This is a genomic window from Pseudomonas sp. GW821-FHT02H09 (genome assembly GCF_059421425.1).
In genome coordinates this window covers 45623-62820 of sequence record NZ_JBWKVA010000031.1, presented here as the reverse complement: position 1 = coordinate 62820, position 17198 = coordinate 45623, and the positions used below count along the sequence as shown (strand labels likewise).

Below are 17198 nucleotides of genomic sequence, written 5' to 3'. Positions count from 1 at the left end.
AGGTACTTGCCCTGTGGGGCTCTAGCAGCGTGCTTCGCGGATGTCTGAGGAGAGCTGACTGGGGCTCCTCGAGTTCGAGGCCATCGCTAACTATTCCGACTCAATGAAGGTCGATGAAAGCGGCCGGATGAGATCACTCGCTAGCAGCGTCCCTTATCCCTAGCTGAAATTGCCTATTTCGCGGGGGAGAAGGAAGGGCAGTGAAATAGCTCCATCTCAAAAGCCAGCACAACCTTCGTTTTCGTTAGCCTAGGGTAGACCCTCATTGCTGACGCTCCGGCGCGATTGAGGTAGGATGTTGTGGTAAAGAGATTCGTATAGCCCTCAATTAGGCGTACCTTGCGTGATTAACAAATTTCAGATCGAGAACTTTAAATCCATTGAATCGGTTGACCTAAGCTTAGGTCGTATAAATGTATTTATTGGCGAGAACGGCGCTGGGAAAAGCAACATCCTGGAAGCCATTGCATTGGCTGGTGCTGCAAGTGCCGACAAGCTCGACAACGAATTCCTTTCATCTAGGGGCATTCGAGTCACCGCTCCTAGCCTGATGAAATGTGCATTTGAAGAGTCTGAACCCAACTCTCAAATTGTCATTAAAATCATTAAAAGCAATGAAGCCACTGTCACCTACACACTTACAAATGATGAGCAACCTTATTCAAAGTGGGCATATACGGCAGAACACGAGCATGCCGGGTCAATACCTAACGACGCTGAAGAAGTAAAAGTAAGTGTAAAGCTGAATAGCTTTTTGGACACGTTAACCACGTTTATGACCAGCCCCGAACTTTCTGAAGAAATAAAAAAACAGGCAATGCAAGAGTTTAGTGCTAAGTGGGCCGAGCAAAACAAAAAAACCGACACAAAAAGAACATCAAGAAAGAGCACAGCAACACCAAGAACACTGACCGTCACAGTCGACGGAAACAACGCCTTTGCAAACTATCTCACAAACAACATTACAAAAACAAAAAAAACATATATAGAGAGCAAAGATAGCAACACTACAAAGCTTTCAGATTTCATTATTTTCTCTCCCGAAAACAGCGCGCTCAGAGACTATCAAAAAGAAGGCCAGATACTACCACTAGGGATTAATGGCGAAGGTTTACTTCAGTTAATTGAAGTAGAATCCAAATCTCCAAATAGTGACTACCTAGAGAGACTCAATCAGTTTCTATCATTATTTGGATGGTTTAGAAGCTTTTCACTTGCAAGCGAGCCGTCCGCAAAGCAACCTGTTGAGATTGGAGACATTTACATATGCGACAGTCGCAACAAACTAGACTTGAGAAGTGCAAACGAAGGCTTCCTTTTCCTTGTTTTCTATTTCGCTCTATTTTCGTCAGAACTAACTCCTAATTTTTTTGCCATCGACAATATTGACGCATCGTTAAACCCAAAGCTTTGCAGAAAATTAATTGAAGAGCTTTCCACACTCGCCATCAAACATAACAAACAAGTTTTGCTCACCACACACAACCCCGCTATTCTTGACGGGCTGAATCTAGATAAAGATGAGCAGCGTCTATTTGTAATATCACGAGGAATGGCAGGCGAAACGAAGGTCAGAAGAGTGAAAAAACCAAAACTTGTAGACGGTGCTCCGCCTCTAAAGCTCTCTGAAGCTTTTATGAGAGGATCACTTGGTGGACTACCAAAAGGATTTTGAGAATTGCCCAGTTTCGCTCTCATTTCTGAAGGAATTACAGATCAAGTTGTGATTGAGGCTATCCTCGACTCCTTTTATAAAGGAGGGGATGATGAGTTATCAATTGCATACATACAACCCACTCGAGACGCCACCGACTTGTCACGTCAAGACAAAGAGGACTTCGGTGGATGGGAGCAAGTTCTTGAACACTGCTCCATCTCGGAACATATATATGAAGCCCTAGCTCTCAATGACTATATAATAATCCAGATAGACTCTGACATTTGCTGGCACCCTACCATTCAAATTGACCCAGGCTTGCCATGGAAAGAGCTAATTGAAACTATTCAAAACCTGATAATCAGCCGAATAGACCCAACTATAATTACCAACCATCAAGAGAGGCTTATTTTCGCGATTGCCATTCACTCCACGGAGTGCTGGTTAATCCCTCTCTACACGAAGGTAAAAGGAGAGCTCAATCGAGTAAATGATTGCGAGGGATTGCTTCGCTCAATAATGCGGCGCAACAATGACGTATATAAAAAGGACTATCGGATATTCAACACTCTAGTGCGCCCCCTTCGAAAAAAGAAAAACCTGTTGGATGCCTTATCCTTCTCACCTAGTTTAAATAACTTTGTAGCCAGCCTCCCTGCAATTAGAGAGGAAGACGCTTAACCATAGGGAATTTAGAAACTGTGAGCTTTAATTTTTTGCGTTAAACTAAACTCAAATTTTGGTAATAATGAAATTCTGAGAATCTGGCGACCCCCCTCAGGTTTGAGTGCGTTTCCCTCTCCCAGGTAAAAGCCTTACGCCCCCCTCTCCCACAGTGAAATATCACAAAGTATGACGTTTTGGTCTCAGTGAGACAGACTGCTCCGAATCGGATTAGTTGACCGGTTTCGGTCCAAGGGGCGGCAGAAAGTCCGGCATAACATGAGGTTGCTGATTGAGGATGAGGGACACAAACCTCTCTCGCAATGCTGTATCCAAAGCGGTCGAAAAGCACGTTACATTCGAGGTGATCTGTTCCTTGCGCAGCAAGCTTCGCCAGTGCAATCGGTCATTAGTGGGCGACTCCCAATTCAACAGTTGGACTAAAGCCTTATGTGCGAATTGAATACCTTCTTTGCCTGCGACAAATCGCAGGTGAACGTGGGTATCGGTATGCTCCTCCTGCTCTTCCAAGTCCCAAGCAGCTAGTAGCGACTGGACTTCGCGATCAACATCCTTACGGCGAACACCATCGCGATCGGTGAAATCCACTTCGTCAATTGTCATCTCCCACTGTTGCGTGCAGCCAAACTCAGTCTGCTCTACGTCGACAAGCTTATCTTTGCGAAATCGAAGGTTCACTCCAACACCGTCGCCGATCGCGTAAGCAACATCGCCGGCCAATACGCCGAGAATATTTTCCCTCAACGCCCTTTCCAGCGTGATATTAAAGTTCTTGTTGGCCTTCTTCATATGTCGTACTTCGAATAGCGTCCAGACGCATTGGAATTTCCAAGCGACCAGCAAAGGCATCCCCACCAGCTCCGCGTAGTTCTGTAGACGTTTTAGGTACTCGGGTGTGAACGAAAGGACCTTACCCTTTTTCGATTTCACTTCAATCAGCACGGGGGACTTGTTGGACTGGGTCGAGAATCTGGCAAGTAAATCAGGCACCTGATAATCTTGCTTTGAGGTGATAGGCGCCTGCTGCTGGTCAAGCTTGTGCATGAGTTGGCACTTCCCGAGCCAAGCGCAGACTACGGAGAACTCATCCTCCGCAGGCAGGCCAATGTCGAGCCGGCGAACCCCTTCAGCCACAGACGTAGCATCTGCGTCCCATCCCAGCTCAGCCAGCACATCTTGAATTAGCCTGGCACCATCCACTGGCATTGTCTTCTTATCGTCTACTTGCATCGCATCCTGCCCGTTAATAGAAAATGAAAAAGATAATAGTTGGCTGGGTCACAAAAAAACTCTCTTTTGCTGGGCACACTCAACGCCGTCCCAATGTTCAGTGAAAGGACCTGACAGCAGGCTGGAGCAGGCGCGATTCAATTGTGATCCTCGCTCACATTTGAGCCATCCGAACTAAAGCCGCAATCCGGCTTTTCCTCGCTATCGACTCCGCGACACGTTTTCAGAATTCGCAAAACGTGGCGCGCGCTCCAGCTCTTAGCGAATTTTCCTTGCGTAGCCTTTCCTAACTACGCGCGAAATGTAGCTATTCAGCCCTCTACCGGCTCTAGCCAATCGATGCATTTCTGCAATAGATCCAGGACCCGCACTCTGATCTGTATACAGGTACTGCGCCCGGTCCATAAATTCGACGGTGATAGATCCATTCCCTATCTCAAATGCAGCCACATTTGAGTCTCCTCCCAGGTTCCTATAGCGTTCCATCGTCGTTCCTTTGGGCAAGTGATTTCATGGGAAAAGCAACGGTTTGCTCTGCACTCATGACGCTAGTCTAGGATCTTCGAATGTCCAAAAAATGCACTGAATACCCCTGACAACAGGCTGGAGCAGGCGCGACTCAATTGTGATCATGGCTCACATTTGAGCCATTCAAACCGAAATGGGATTTCCTCACTTTGCCTCGGCATCGATTTCGCGACACGTTTTCAGAATTCGCAAAACGTGTCGCGACATCTGACCTACCGAAATGGGATGTCAGGTCCGCGCCCCCATTGGGGGCTGGATGGATTTGAGTTCCTCAGATTGAGGATGAGCGGCCAAGCTGTAAACCCAGCCCTGTATCACTTTGCCTTCCCACGATTTACTGCAACAAAAACCCCCTCCCCGCTCCCCTCCAACCCAACTATTTCAGTCCCGTTTAATCCAGTTAGATGTAGCACATAGAGTGCACCCTAAAAGCACTGGATATACACTCAGATCAGGTCTAATGTGAGCCTTGAACGGCTTTTACAGCCCATAGAGGACAAATCATGTCGCACCCTACCAAGCTCCGCGGCCACCAGGCCAAACCAACCCGCGCCGAAGTCAAAGCCGCCTGGGGACGCCTGCGCAACGCAGCGGATCAAGGCAGTGTCCAGGCAAATGCTCTGCTGATCGCACTCGTTGAAAATCATCCCCTGATCGTCCCTTTGGTCACTCGATAAAACAAAAGGTGAACAAGCGCCCGATAAGAACGCAGGCGCTTTTTTTTGCCTGTCATTTCGAGTTATGGCGGCTGTTTGTGGGTGGCGTTCGCGCCTGCCGGGCTTCTTTTACCCCGGTTAACCAACCTGCATACAGTCCTCCTCCATTCGTTTGGTCGCGAAGGTGGCGGCATCCCAGCAAAAGGAGCTGTACCTCATGCAACATGACGCCAGCTCAATCATTAACAGTTATGTCAGATAATCCCAGGAGCTAACTATGAGCAGGAAAACGTTAATCAGTGAAGTTCTACTGGAGACGGATCGTGTCTGGGGGGAGTATGGCTTTGGGGGCGAGCTTGATGAGTATGCTTGGCTTGCTGTGACGTTTGGCATTACTTATGAGCAAGATGTGCAATGGAAGCTTATTCTGGATCACGCGTGCGATTGTCTGGAGGATGATGACTTCGAGGACGAAAAGTTGATGTTCTTTCTAGAGGACGACGGTGCGGTGATTCATTTTCTTAATACATTCCTTGAAATGTACCAACGCTCATCAGCGGTATTTCCTCGTTCAGCATCTTGAGGGCCTGCTCCAGACCCACGGGTGTCCCCAAAACCGAGGAGTCCGCCAAGTCAGACTTCAAATCCAGCGTGGATAGAGGTTGGGAGGGAATGCGTTGGGGCGGTGTTATGACGCCACACCAGCCTACGCAAATCAGATCTACGTCCAGTCGTTCAGATTTGGGTGCCCCTTCCACGGTCCGTTGGTGACATCTCCCATCGCTGGAAGCGCTACTCACGGGACTCTGAACCCTCATTGAGTGATTAGCGCTATCGTATCCCTTTAAGATTTTCACCCCTCCCGCCGATACAGACACAAGCGCTGGCTTAAGTTTTGTGATTCCAGTTTGGATGAGCATCGGACATATTTTTTCGGCTGCAAGAGGGTCTTGTCGTGTTTGATCAGTTACTTGCCATGGTTAATCTGGGAGAGAGACTGCCGGAGGCTGTTGGCTGGAAGTTTATTGGCCCCTATGGGCTTTCTCTTCCCGAGGAGATTTTGGAAGCAATTAGCGATGAGCAGGCGAAAATCGATAGCACCTTCACCGGCTCAGCGTTGGTTGTGTACAACTACTCAGGTGTTTCGAAGGCTGAAATACGGGTTCTGTATAGCGGCAGCTTTAAGTTCAGACCCAAAGTCTCCTATGGACGCCGGAATGTTCCTGTGAAGTGGGAACACGACAGTGAGAACAATGAATTCGTCTTTTATGACACACCTCCCAACGAGAGCATCGAGATAGAGCTGTTTAATGTCTATCAGGATTTTTCCGTGGACCAGGTTCTCGTTGACGGAAAATTGATTACGAAATTCATGAACAAGAGGGCGTTGGCCAAGGCGTATCCCGATCTATTTTCGAGGGTAGTGCTTATCAGCTTGCCGATTCTTTTTATCGTGGTTATCGCGATGACCGCCTACACCAGCTATGCCGCTTACAAACAAAGTCAGGATAACAAGCTGGTCAGTGGAGCCTTTGCTGGTTTTTCCGGATGCGCGCTCTCCGTATATGACAACCCACCGGGTGAGAAAAGTAGAGAGGAGCTCGCCAGGAAAATCAAAAAACTGGAACCTTGGATGAAGCAGGTGCTGCTTGCAAGGAACAAGGTCTCTTCGGAAGCTGATCTTTACGACCTCGACCGGGTAATAATTTGCACCCCAGACGCGGTGTAAGGCGAGAGTCGCTTCGGTCCCTCTATGGCGGATGCACTCTCACGAAGTGTTAGACGCGATCGCCGGTGAAATCCGGCTCGGCTACGCGTGATGGGGGTTTCCAGCCAATACACCTGCTTTTGGGAGTAAACCATAACGGGGGTTTCGTGCCTCGAAACCTCTTGGTTCGCGCAAGTAACTTGACGTTGGAAAACGACCCAGAAGCCTCACTGGGTAATCTCGGAAACATTAGGTTTTATTACCAAAGCACTGAGCACTCCGCTTGAGCGTCAGCTTTGGTCAATCACAAAACCCGAATCGCGCGGGCCTAAAAACAGCAGTTTCGAAATCCCCCAGCTCAAGACGTTCACGTTTTTCACGGGCGCTAAACTCAACCGCGGCTATCGAGAGCTGACTTAGCAAAGTGACCAGCTTTGCACCACCACAGATCCGGTCATCAAACTGGGAATGTCGCGCTCGAATGCGTGCAAGTGACTCATTGGCTTGCCTAGCAATTTCGAGCGCCTTGCGCAGTTCAGCCCTATCTTGACCGAAGCCGACCACCAATACGCCAATGCGGCTCGCCATAAGGTGTGCTAGCGACTCAAGCGACTCAGTCATGCATTCTGCACAGCGCCAGCGATTGCAGCGCTGGGAACATCCTTAGGCGTCGGTCGGGGTGTTGGCACATCAGTCAGCCCAAGCAGAAAATCTGCACTCACATCGTACAGGCTGGCATACCGCAGAATTTGGAGGGTGCCGGGCAAGCGGCGGCCTTTTTCATGTTGGCAGACCTGCCCAAGATTCCGCTGGCCTAATGCTTTCCTAGCGTCATCAAGAGTCATCCCTGCCGCTGCCCTGGCAAGCTTTAGTCTCCTACCCAACTGAGCTGCCAATGCACTCTCGGCTTGGGGATCAATCCGAATTGCCATTAAGCTGAATGCCCCGCGGCTATGCGGTGCGGCAAGGCTTCGATACGGGCTAACATCTGGGCTGTCTCGCGAATGGCTTGACGGCGACCTTCAGCGTTTTGCCGCAACTCCTGCGCTCGCAAAGCCAGCGCCCGAACATCTGGTTCAGGTCCGATCGCAACCAATACCTGCGATTCTGTCAAACCGGTTTTAATTAAAACGGCGAATTTGCGCTGGTACTCAGAACTAGCCACCTTGCACTGAAGTTCAAGGTGCGCCGCCTCGGCATCGAGCTCCCGGGAGTAAACCCTCTCAGCCATCGCAACCTCATCGTTAAGCAGACGGTGAGCAGTCTCGCTTTCGACTTTCCGTGCCAGTTGAGCAACCTTGCGCCTAACTTCCAGATCGTCTAGAACTCGTTTTTGGAATGCACAAATATCGACCCCTGCATCGGCAAAAGCGAATCGGAGCTGGTCGATAGATTCATCATACCCACCCGCTTCAACTACTGTGGCGCGCGCCTTCAATACAGCGACCGACAACGCTAGGATTTCTGCCTGTGCTTGCTGAGCATCGCTCATGATTGGCCCTCCGGCCATTTGATTGAGACTATAGTTTGACCTCTCAGATCGAAGATCGAATGTCCGATATTCCGGCTCACTCAATGGTTACGGGCACACCCCAGCGGGCGTAAACGCAACCAGACGCGGGAGCCTCATCGGTGGGAAGTGCATTGCTTTCAAACACGCGGCGATGGGCGTTGTTGTCCAAAAAAAGGCGGGCGCCATCAACGCTATCATTGGGAACAGTGCGGCAGAGTGTAACGCCAGAAACGCAAAACCCCAGCAAGGCCGGGGTTTAGGGGGGTTGCTAGAGGTACCTTCTGACGCCGATACCAGCCCCACTCAGCTGGCGTTAGGAATTCAAACCTGCTCTTCGCAACGACTTCAATTTACGCCTGATCAGAACACTTGTCGAATGACTGCTGACTTCTCGATTACCGCCTTTGCAGCAAAGCTGCCAGAAGGCATGCGTTATCGCCTGCGCCTATTCGTTAGCACCTGCTCCAAAGGTATTGTCTCTGAACTACCAGCCCGAATATCAGCCAGGCGTCGCTCTGCGATACTCAAATCTTCAATATCGTCGAGATGCAGCGCAATAGCTTGAGTGACGTAAAAGGCTGTGGACCTGCCAGTAGCTTGAGCGAGCTTTTGAAGGCGTTCTTCAAGATCTGAGGGCAATTGAAGAGTAAGCATTGACGGGCTCCTGAGCTAACCACTACGCGAGCATAGCAAAAGGCTGATTCTTCTCGGCCTATTTAGGCAATGTGGGTGCTCGCAGCTTTCTGAAGCGGTCATTACCAAAACCATAACCATTCCCTCCATGTAGGCAGTGAAAAGATGACAGGGGAAGAGTTGCAATCCAACAAAAAACCGCCGAATTACCTAATTCTGGGAACACAATCATAAGGAGGGCGTACCTCGAAATCTCTTGGTTCACGCAAGTTACTTGACGTCGGGAAGTGCCCCAGAAACCTGTGGGACATCTGGGAAAGATTAGGCTTTATGTCCAAAGCACCGCGTGAAATGTGTCGCTTGTGGTGGTCACGGCGCTAGATGGGCCGCCCGTCAGCATCAGCTACTTGTCGCGTAATTGCATCGCAAATGACCACCAATTGCATTGCTACTGACCAGGCAGTTGCATTCGAGGTGACCACTGCTTGCGTCCGGTTGAGCAATGCACGCGCAAGAGACGAGCGGCAGAGAGCGGCCAGCAGCGGACTGTTGGAGCCGGCTGAAATCGACCCTTTGGAAACGTTCCGGAGTTCTGTTCCGGGCGCCCCCAGTTTTTGACCGCAGGCGCGGTGGCTTCGGCACCTCCCCAGCGATACACTTTGTCGCTGCAACTCAGAGGTGCTGAACTAGCAATCGGGGACCTACGACGCGCTTCAAGCCCACCATAAGGCTGCGAGGGCCTGCACCTCTGCATCTCGCCGACAGATATGACACAGCTACAGGCATTCGGAAGCTAATGGCCCAGTCTAAGAACACATCGAAGCCGAAAGCGCCTCGCAGCAGCAGCGTGAAACGCGCGTCCGCAACGCTGCGGTCGACGAGCGGCGCCGGGTTCGAGTTCGAGGACCTGATAAGCGCTTGGCAGTTGGTCAAGGCCCTGTCTGGTGAGCAGGCACCGGGTATCGGCGGCGTGGTCACCCAGGTCCAAGCCCAAGTCTCGACTTTGGGGTGGCGCATCGACGACCTACTGCTGACGGCTCAGGCCACTACCGCGCGGCGGCGGCTTGCTATCTCGGCGAAGGGCAATTTGCAGGTGACCGCGGCGGGCCTCCCCGCTGACTTTGTGACGCGCGCCTGGGATCAGTGGCGTGACCCGCAGGGGCCTTACAGCCGAGTAGCTGACGGGCTCGCCTTGGTGACGATCGGGACCGACCCGGCGTTCGACCCGGTGTGGCGCGAGGTGAAAAACGCGTGCAGCGGTACGGAGATGGCGCTCGCGTTGAGCCGCATTCGCAGCAACACGAGGCAGTCGCGCGTCTTCGACAGTGTCCAGAAGCCCGGTAGCGCGTCTGACGAAGAGACCATCGAGCTCATTCGCCGCCTACACGTGCTGCCGACTGACTTTCAGTTCGCGCACTCCGAGACCGAGGCCCAGGCTATCGCCCAATGCCGTCGCTTGCTCGCGTCTGGCCGTGACGACGAAGCGCAGGCTCTCTGGAAGGGACTCATCAATGTCGCGAAAGAGGTGCGCCTTCGCAGCGGGACCATCACTGTCCCGGATCTGTTGTCATTGCTTCGGGGCCAGTTCGGCCTCCGCCATCACCCAGACTTTGAGCGTAATTGGGAGACGCTCTCCAACATCACCGAGGACCACAAGGCGCGGATAGAGACGGAGCTGCCCTCAAGCTATACCGTGCCCCGTACGGCGGAGAAAGCGTCGCTCCAGACAGCGGTCGCCGACAACTCGGTCACGGTGGTATTCGGGGAGTCGGGCTCGGGCAAGTCGGCGCTGGTCAAGTCGGTGTTGGGCGGCGCGTACCCATCTTGGAACCAAGTATGGTTCGGTCCGGAAGACCTGAAGACGGCGCTCAGCGCGGCGCGCCGCAACACCCTTCCCCTGACGCACGAACTTTCGCTTGTGCTGAAAGCCACGGTGAAGCCGAAGAACGTACTGGTCATCGACTCTGCGGAACGCATCGAGGCCGGCGAGTTCGTCGTTATCCGCCAGTTGCTTCAAGCCATCCTGCCGAATGACGGCGGAGAGACCGAGGGTGCGTGGCGGGTCGTCATCATCACGCAGACGCAGAGCTGGGTCGAAGGCGAAGAGACGATACTCGGCGGACAGAACGCGCATCTGGTCGAGGTCGAAGCGCTCAAGAGCGATGCTGTGAAGTTGGCACTTCTGCCGTCGCCCACCTTGGGCTGGTTGGTCGCGCATGACGACACCATTACGGCGCTGACGAACCTGCGGACACTGGCGTGGGTCATTAAGGCTGGCGCGGCGCTGGGGTCAATCGCCGGCGGGCTGGCGTCTCACACCGCAATCGCCGACCGCCTCTGGAAGTATTGGACGAAGGACCTCGCTGACGTGCAGGCGCTGATGATGCGCTTCGCCCAGCGAGAAGCATCTTTCGAGCGCAGCTTCGCGCTAACCGACTTGGAGCCGGCGGACACGGCGACGTTCACGCAGCGGCCCCACGAGCTTCCGCTTCGCCTGAACGAGCGGACCAACTGCATCGAGTTCGAGCACGATCTCGCGGCGGATTGGGCGCGCTTCCAGTTCCTGAAGCAGATTTGTACTGACACGCCGCGGTGGGCCGCCTTGGCCAGCAATCCGCTCTGGACAAACGCTCTCCGGATGCTAGGCCAGTTCCTGCTGCGACAGCCGGCCGAGACTGGCACGGCCTGGGACGTCGCCTTCTCGCTCGCGGAAGCCGCGAAGAACGATCTGGCGGGCGATATCCTGCTTGACGCGCTCTGCTTGGATCCCTACGCCGAGCGCTTCCTGAACGAACGCTTCGACCTCCTGCTCGGCAACGGTGCGAAACACTTCACGCGGTTGCTTCTGCGCTTCCACCACATCGCGACGGTGCCGACCGGCGGCGGAATGGGACTGAGCGCGGTGGTCGGTTTGTACGTAGAGGCGCAAGACCGCTCGATTGTCTTCGGACGTTGGCCGCCCGTTCTCCGCTTCCTCATCGCCCAGCGAGAGCGACTGGCTGGTTTGGTTTCATCCGCTCTCGCAAAGGTCATCGAGACCTGGCTAGTAAAGACGCCACACATGCTGAGCAGCGGCAATCCGATGCCTTTCCGCCTGGAGATGGCGGAGATGGCGCTCGCCATGGCTCGTACCGTGCAGGTCGAGAAGGGCCACGGCGTGATGTACCTAATGCGTGAGTCGTCGCTGTACACCGCACCTCTGGCTGGCGCGGCAGACCTGCCAAACGAGGTCGGAAACTGGGCGCTCGAACTCGCAGGACGCCGAGAGGTCGACGCTGACGTCAAAAGACGCATCGCCGAGGTTCAGCTACAGAATACGAAGGCGCACGCCGAGCGCCTGAAGACCGATGCCGAGTACAAGGCACGGCACGAAGAACGGAAGCGGATGCCGCCATCCCTCGGGTCGTTCCGCGAGCGATTGCCGCCTTGGCCGGCAGGGGCCCGCGACAGGGTCGACATGGATTTCCGGACCGCGTGCATCAAGAATAACGGCATCCAGTCTCTGATGCGTGCGCAGCCTGAGCTGGCGGCCGAAGTACTGCTCGCGCTCATCATCGAAATCCGGCCGGAACAGAAGTACGGGGCCGCACGATTCGAAATGGATCTCTGCCTCGAATACTACCGGGACGCGTACCCGACGGCCTTCTGGAAGAGTCCGTTCTTCCCCTTCTTGCAGCTGGCGCCGGAAACGGCACTCACCTCGCTCATCATGCTAGTGAACTTTTGCACGGAACGCTGGGTCGCCGAGGTCATGAAGGGGCGCACCGGTGAGGCTCCCGGGGTGACACTGCAATTCGCGGACGGATCGGATAAGACCTTCCCCGGCTGGTGGCAGGTTTTTGGCTGGCCGCAGTCCAATGACTCGATGCGCAACGGAAACCTGTTCTGCGTTCTCGATGCGTTGGAGCGCTGGTTGACGCTGCGGCTCGACGCGGGTGAAGACATCACCGCTGATATCGAGAGAATACTCCAGGAGGGGAACTCTGCGGCGCTCGTCTGCGTGCTCCTTAACGTCGCCAAATATCGACCGTCGTTGCTAACGGGGCCCCTCGCGGCCCTGATTACATTCCCAAATCTGTTCTATTGGGACCGCGTCCGCGTGGAACAGGTGGGCGACAACTTCATCGCGTGGAGCAACGGGCTTCGGGGTGGCCAGGCGATGTTTGACTTCGCGCGCGTTTGGATCCTGGCGCCCCATCGCCAGCAGAAGTTCCTGGATGTCGTTGTCGAACTCCTGTTGGCTAACGACAACGTTGCGCGGCGCCTTCAAGCCCTGCTTCCGACCTGGGTGCTGCCTGAAGACCCGAAGGAAGCATTGGAGTTCAAGCTGCTATTCGCCGCGCTCGACCGAGTCAACTACCAGACCATCACCGACCCAGCGACGGGCGCGGAGACCCAAGGTCTCGTGTACCCTGATCAACTGCGCCTCGAAGTGCAGTCGTGGCAGACCGACAGCGCGCCAACCCTCGCGTACCTGCTCGTGCCAGACCGGTGCGACCAGCGGCTTCGGGGCGGCCAACTACTCAACGACGATGAGGCCGCAAATCTCTTCAATCTGCTCCAGGAGTGTGAGGCCGGAGCGGAAGGTAAAGATGAGGCCGCGAAATCGAATTGCCGTTTCGCTGCGGCCGGTACGCTCGTCGCATTGGGAGGTGCTTGGCTCGTCCAGAATGCCGAAGCGCAGAAGCACGTGTTCGAAGTGGTGCGCGCCGGTGTGACAGCGGTCGCGTCGACAGGAGAAGAGATTCGCGGGCGGCGCATGGGGAGCCTCCGCGACGAGCTGAAGTTCGTCGCCTACGCGGTCATGCACCTGTGGCTCACCGATGGAGATGGCGTTCAGGAATGGGAGACCGCCGTCCTGCGTCTTCTGACGAGCGGCGACACGCTAGCGACCGCCGTTGTGGTCGGCGTCGCCTACGCCTATCGAGAGCAGCTTGGCACCGCGTGGTGGCGGCTGCTCCGCGCCGGACTGTTCTGGTCGGGCCTCATCATGCTCGCTCCGCACCACAACGATGGCGACGACGCGGAGCGCGCCTGGAAGGCGTGGCTCGCGCGGCTGCGGCGTTTTCCGCTCCGTGGACCGAACGCGTCCCCGGACGACCTCGACTTCAAGCGTATCGTCGCGGGCCGAAATCGTTTGGACTTCCTGCGCCGGATGCGGCTCTACAATGCCGGCGACCAGACTTGGCGCGGAAAGCCGAAGCGTGAACGGGGCGGTTCGCTAGATGGTCACTTCCTCGAAGTCCTGTTCAACTGGCTCATCGAAGGTGATGGCACTGGCGACCGCGATCTCGACACGCGCTTGGCGCTGCGCATCTGGGACTACGACGCCACGCGCGCCAAGGCGCGCGAAAAGAAGGAAGACGGCGAGTACGACTTGCCGAGCCAGAACCTCGGCTACGACATCCTCCTGAAGCTAGGAGCCCTGGCGATCGCCGCGCCTGAAGGGAAAGAACGCGCAGTTTGGAAACCTGTTCTCTCCCACGGCCCGGCCGCGCACTACGCGCTGCAGCACTTCATTCGCGGCTTGTTCCTGCGTCTCGGGAAAGGTGACAACCCTGTGGCATTCGAGCGCGTCTGGCGAGCCACTGCGGAGTACGGCCTTGCCGTCGATTGGTCTCTTCCCGGCCTCTGGTTCTACGGCGAGCGCTTGATTTGTGACCTGCTCGGCTTCGGCTACGAGGACGCGCTGTCCCGGCTGAACCCAGGTACGGCTCTGCGGATGAAGGATCTCTACGAACGCTGGGGCGCCACGCACCTGGTTCACGACGAAGAATGCGTCACACGCTTCTGCCACTTTCTGACGACAAACTTCGGAGCCCCTCTTCGCCTTGACGGACTTCGCTGGATCGCCGCCATGCTGAAGGAGCGCGAGCCTTCCGGTCACTTGTACCGCGAGGGTACGGGCGACGCGTTGGTGGAGCTGGTTGCGACGGCGCTGAGTTCCGACGCTCATGCCCTGTCGCAAGACGCTCAGGCGCGGCAGGCGCTTGTCGAGATAGCAGCTGCCCTTGCAGCCAAGAACATCCCAACCGCCCTGGCTCTCCAAGAGCGCATTAAGCAGCTGCGATAGCGGTCGAGACAGGCTTCACTCGGTCGGCGTGACGAAAATTCAATCGTTGTCTCAATGTCTGTAATTGGCCGATTCTGTTGAAAAAGTCGGTTCTTCCAGACCGCCCACATACTTGCCGCTGAAAACGCGTTTTTTGCGTGCCGCTACGCGAAATCTGAGCCCGGAATCCTCTGTTCAATGTGAAGATTTCAATCTCACGCGCGTACTTTCTACCGTGGAAATCAGGGCCGACTTTTTCAACAGAATCGGCCGTTTTCAGTCGGTCGCGGCAGGCGGAAAACGGCCAGAAGCGGACCTTCCAGAAAATTTTGGTCGGTGATACCAACCAGCTCAAGCTCAAGCTCGTGACAGCGCCATAAAGCGCTTGGCCTTTTTCTAGATGCCTATCTCACAAAGCTTCGCCTACACCGGTGTTCGACACTACTCTTGCAACGCGTCAATCAAGGTAACGGAGGCTCTGCAGATGGGAAACTGGTCTGCAAATCGCTCATGGCCATTCACGGTCAAGATTTTTCGCGTGATTCCAATAGTTTGCGTCGCAAATCACTTTGCGTTAGTTTGGCCACACGTCGCTACATGGTCGACGGGCTGCCCACCCCTTGAGGCCTCACCGGCCGCAGCTAACCGGATCGAACCATGATCATCACAGCAATCTCTTGACCTAAGCCTCTTCCGGGCATTGGGGATGGCGGGTGGGCGTCTCCGATGTCGCTCCTTGGGAGCAACGGAGAAACTTATGGTACCGACTACACGCCGCGAAACCATCAAAGTGCAGGCCAAGCGCCTGCGTAATTTGTTCGATATCGACCTGACCACTGCCAAATACGTTTTAGCGCGCGGCCCCTATGGCTGTGCCAATTGGGCGGATCTGTGTACCCGACTCGATCAGGAGCCTCATCTTCAAGGTCCGCTGCAACTGGCCGAATTGCCCGAGTCCCCGAGCGCAACAGCATATCTGGCCAAGCACCTAAGTTCGTTGGCCGCCTCGGTCAGCCAACTGATCATCACCAACCACAACCTGCCTTCGCTCTGCGAAGCGCTGCGACAAGTCTTCGCGGTACCGGGCAACCCGGTGGCGCTGCAGGATGTGTTGCAGGCCATCACGCCAAGTGAGTGGCTACCCACCGACATGGGGCCTGACCCACTGGCAGTGATTCAAAGTCGAGTCTGTGTTAACGGGGCGAATCTGCTGCTGTTGGGAACCCGGATTTTCTGGCCGCGGTTATTTGCCTTTGATGCAGAGATCACCGTCGAGCCAGTGACTGCAGAGCCCTTTGGCGACGACCTCAAAATCATGTGGGAGGTCGCTCCGTGGTATCAAGCGAGCCGAGACTACCTGTTCGAGTATCAACGTGGAGACGACTGGGACGATCTGCCAGACTTCGTGGAACCGCTGATTCCCGACTGTGCGCGAATGCAACAGCATGCTCGGTGGTTTGCCCAGTGTCTGAAAGGGTGGTCGCAGGAGCGTCACTACAATGACGAGGGCGAGGAGTTCATTCCGTTCCTCTACCAGGGCCACGCCTACCTGGTCTTCGGTGTGCCCTGCGCCGAACCGGTGATGCACCCGCCGTTGCGTCGGCAGTACATCCAGTTCCCGGGCGAAGACAGTAACCGCTCTCAAGTTATCCTGCTCGGTGGCCAGTTGCTGCAGATCGAGATGCTGATCGTGCCCAAACCAGCCCAATACCAGGATTGGGATTACGCCGACTATCACCAGGCGCTGTGCAACGGATTGCTGGGCGGCGCAGCGGTCGCCGGCTGGATCAGCGCGCCCCTGCACGGTTGGGGTGACCTGTTACTCATCAACCCCGCCTGCCGCTTCACCCTGGAATGCCAATTGCGGGTGGAGATCAAGCCCGAGCCAAATGAAACGCTCCTTACCCTGCAGACCGACAATCCAGACCTTGCCATAGAAGTGCTGGAACGGGTGCACAAGGGGGATTTCATTCGCTACGAGCACGCTACGTTCGGTGTGCAGTACGCCATGCGCATTGATCTGCCGGCCGACGACGCCAGCGTTGATCTGAGCCTGTCGATGAACTGTATCGAACAGACAGTCTTCCACAGTGCCCATATGATCGGCCGGCGCGTGATTCAAAGCGATGGGGACAAGAAGACGCTGTACTGCAATATTGAATCAAACTTGCTCATACTGGTGGAACGCCAGCCGCTGAAGTTGCTGAAGAAAGCCATCCGCGAAGGGCAGATCCTGCGCGTCCAAGGGCTGTCCGAGCAGCTTCAGGCAGCGCCAACCTTGCAGGCCAGTGGACCGGCGTTCGATCCAACCTCCAACGGAGGGGCCAACCCCCTGGAGGAATCAATGTTCGATGGTGACGGCGAGTTGAGCTTCCACTTGATCCGCTATCAACGCACTAACTTCTAACCAAGTGCCCAGCGACGCGGCGGATACCGCGTCGCTGGACAAACGAGCCCTTCTGCCCTCCGCCAACCAGGCCTGCTCAACGCGCCCAATCGCCAAACGGAGCGGCGGCCTCGACATAACGCAGCGCCAA

Annotated in this window: 12 protein-coding genes; 7 read left to right on the top strand and 5 right to left on the bottom strand. The window is 55.1% G+C overall.

Going from position 1 to position 17198, the window contains the following annotated elements; genetic code table 11:
• Window positions 1-343: 343 nt before the first annotated feature.
• Complete coding sequence (locus AC07VR_RS29540; RefSeq protein ID WP_495013375.1) at window positions 344-1675, top strand: AAA family ATPase; 1332 nt, start codon at window positions 344-346, stop codon at window positions 1673-1675.
• Window positions 1676-1678: 3 nt separating this feature from the next.
• A complete protein-coding gene (locus tag AC07VR_RS29535; protein ID WP_495013374.1) occupies window positions 1679-2338 on the top strand; it encodes a hypothetical protein in 660 nt (219 codons plus the stop codon).
• Window positions 2339-2551: 213 nt separating this feature from the next.
• On the opposite strand, the gene AC07VR_RS29530 is transcribed toward AC07VR_RS29535, so the two are convergent.
• On the bottom strand, window positions 2552-3571 hold the full coding sequence (locus AC07VR_RS29530; protein ID WP_495013373.1) for a hypothetical protein: 1020 nt from the start codon (window positions 3569-3571) through the stop codon (window positions 2552-2554).
• A 1031-nt stretch (window positions 3572-4602) separates the two neighbouring features.
• Here AC07VR_RS29530 and AC07VR_RS29525 point away from each other — a divergent pair.
• The 3 genes from AC07VR_RS29525 (at window position 4603) to AC07VR_RS29515 (ending at window position 6484) form a co-directional block, all read left to right on the top strand.
• Window positions 4603-4776 carry a hypothetical protein gene (locus AC07VR_RS29525; RefSeq protein WP_495013372.1) on the top strand — a complete coding sequence of 58 codons (174 nt, stop codon included), beginning with the start codon at window positions 4603-4605 and terminating at the stop codon, window positions 4774-4776.
• A gap of 256 nt (window positions 4777-5032) precedes the next feature.
• Window positions 5033-5338: a hypothetical protein gene (locus AC07VR_RS29520; RefSeq protein ID WP_495013371.1), complete on the top strand. Its 306-nt coding sequence runs from the start codon at window positions 5033-5035 to the stop codon at window positions 5336-5338.
• Window positions 5339-5710: 372 nt separating this feature from the next.
• A complete protein-coding gene (locus AC07VR_RS29515; protein ID WP_495013370.1) occupies window positions 5711-6484 on the top strand; it encodes a hypothetical protein in 774 nt (257 codons plus the stop codon).
• Between the two features lie 279 nt (window positions 6485-6763).
• Here AC07VR_RS29515 and AC07VR_RS29510 read toward each other — a convergent pair whose 3' ends face one another.
• From AC07VR_RS29510 to relB, 3 genes are all read right to left on the bottom strand, one after another.
• On the bottom strand, window positions 6764-7084 hold the full coding sequence (locus AC07VR_RS29510; protein ID WP_495013369.1) for a hypothetical protein: 321 nt from the start codon (window positions 7082-7084) through the stop codon (window positions 6764-6766).
• A 310-nt stretch (window positions 7085-7394) separates the two neighbouring features.
• The gene (locus AC07VR_RS29505; RefSeq protein WP_495013368.1) at window positions 7395-7955 is read right to left on the bottom strand and encodes a hypothetical protein; all 561 of its coding nucleotides are present in this window, start codon (window positions 7953-7955) and stop codon (window positions 7395-7397) included.
• 453 nt (window positions 7956-8408) lie between these two features.
• Window positions 8409-8630, bottom strand: coding sequence for a type II toxin-antitoxin system RelB family antitoxin (relB, locus tag AC07VR_RS29500; RefSeq protein WP_414875184.1), 222 nt, complete (start codon window positions 8628-8630; stop codon window positions 8409-8411).
• 775 nt (window positions 8631-9405) lie between these two features.
• Here relB and AC07VR_RS29495 point away from each other — a divergent pair.
• Window positions 9406-14682 carry an ATP-binding cassette domain-containing protein gene (locus tag AC07VR_RS29495; RefSeq protein ID WP_495013367.1) on the top strand — a complete coding sequence of 1759 codons (5277 nt, stop codon included), beginning with the start codon at window positions 9406-9408 and terminating at the stop codon, window positions 14680-14682.
• Here AC07VR_RS29495 and AC07VR_RS29490 read toward each other — a convergent pair.
• On the bottom strand, window positions 14666-15016 hold the full coding sequence (locus tag AC07VR_RS29490) for a hypothetical protein (protein ID WP_495013366.1): 351 nt from the start codon (window positions 15014-15016) through the stop codon (window positions 14666-14668). The two genes, AC07VR_RS29495 and AC07VR_RS29490, sit on opposite strands and share 17 nt — an antisense overlap.
• 402 nt (window positions 15017-15418) lie before the next feature.
• On the opposite strand from AC07VR_RS29490, the gene AC07VR_RS29485 reads away from it, so the two are divergent.
• The gene (locus AC07VR_RS29485; protein ID WP_495013365.1) at window positions 15419-17068 is read left to right on the top strand and encodes a hypothetical protein; all 1650 of its coding nucleotides are present in this window, start codon (window positions 15419-15421) and stop codon (window positions 17066-17068) included.
• Window positions 17069-17198 lie beyond the last annotated feature (130 nt).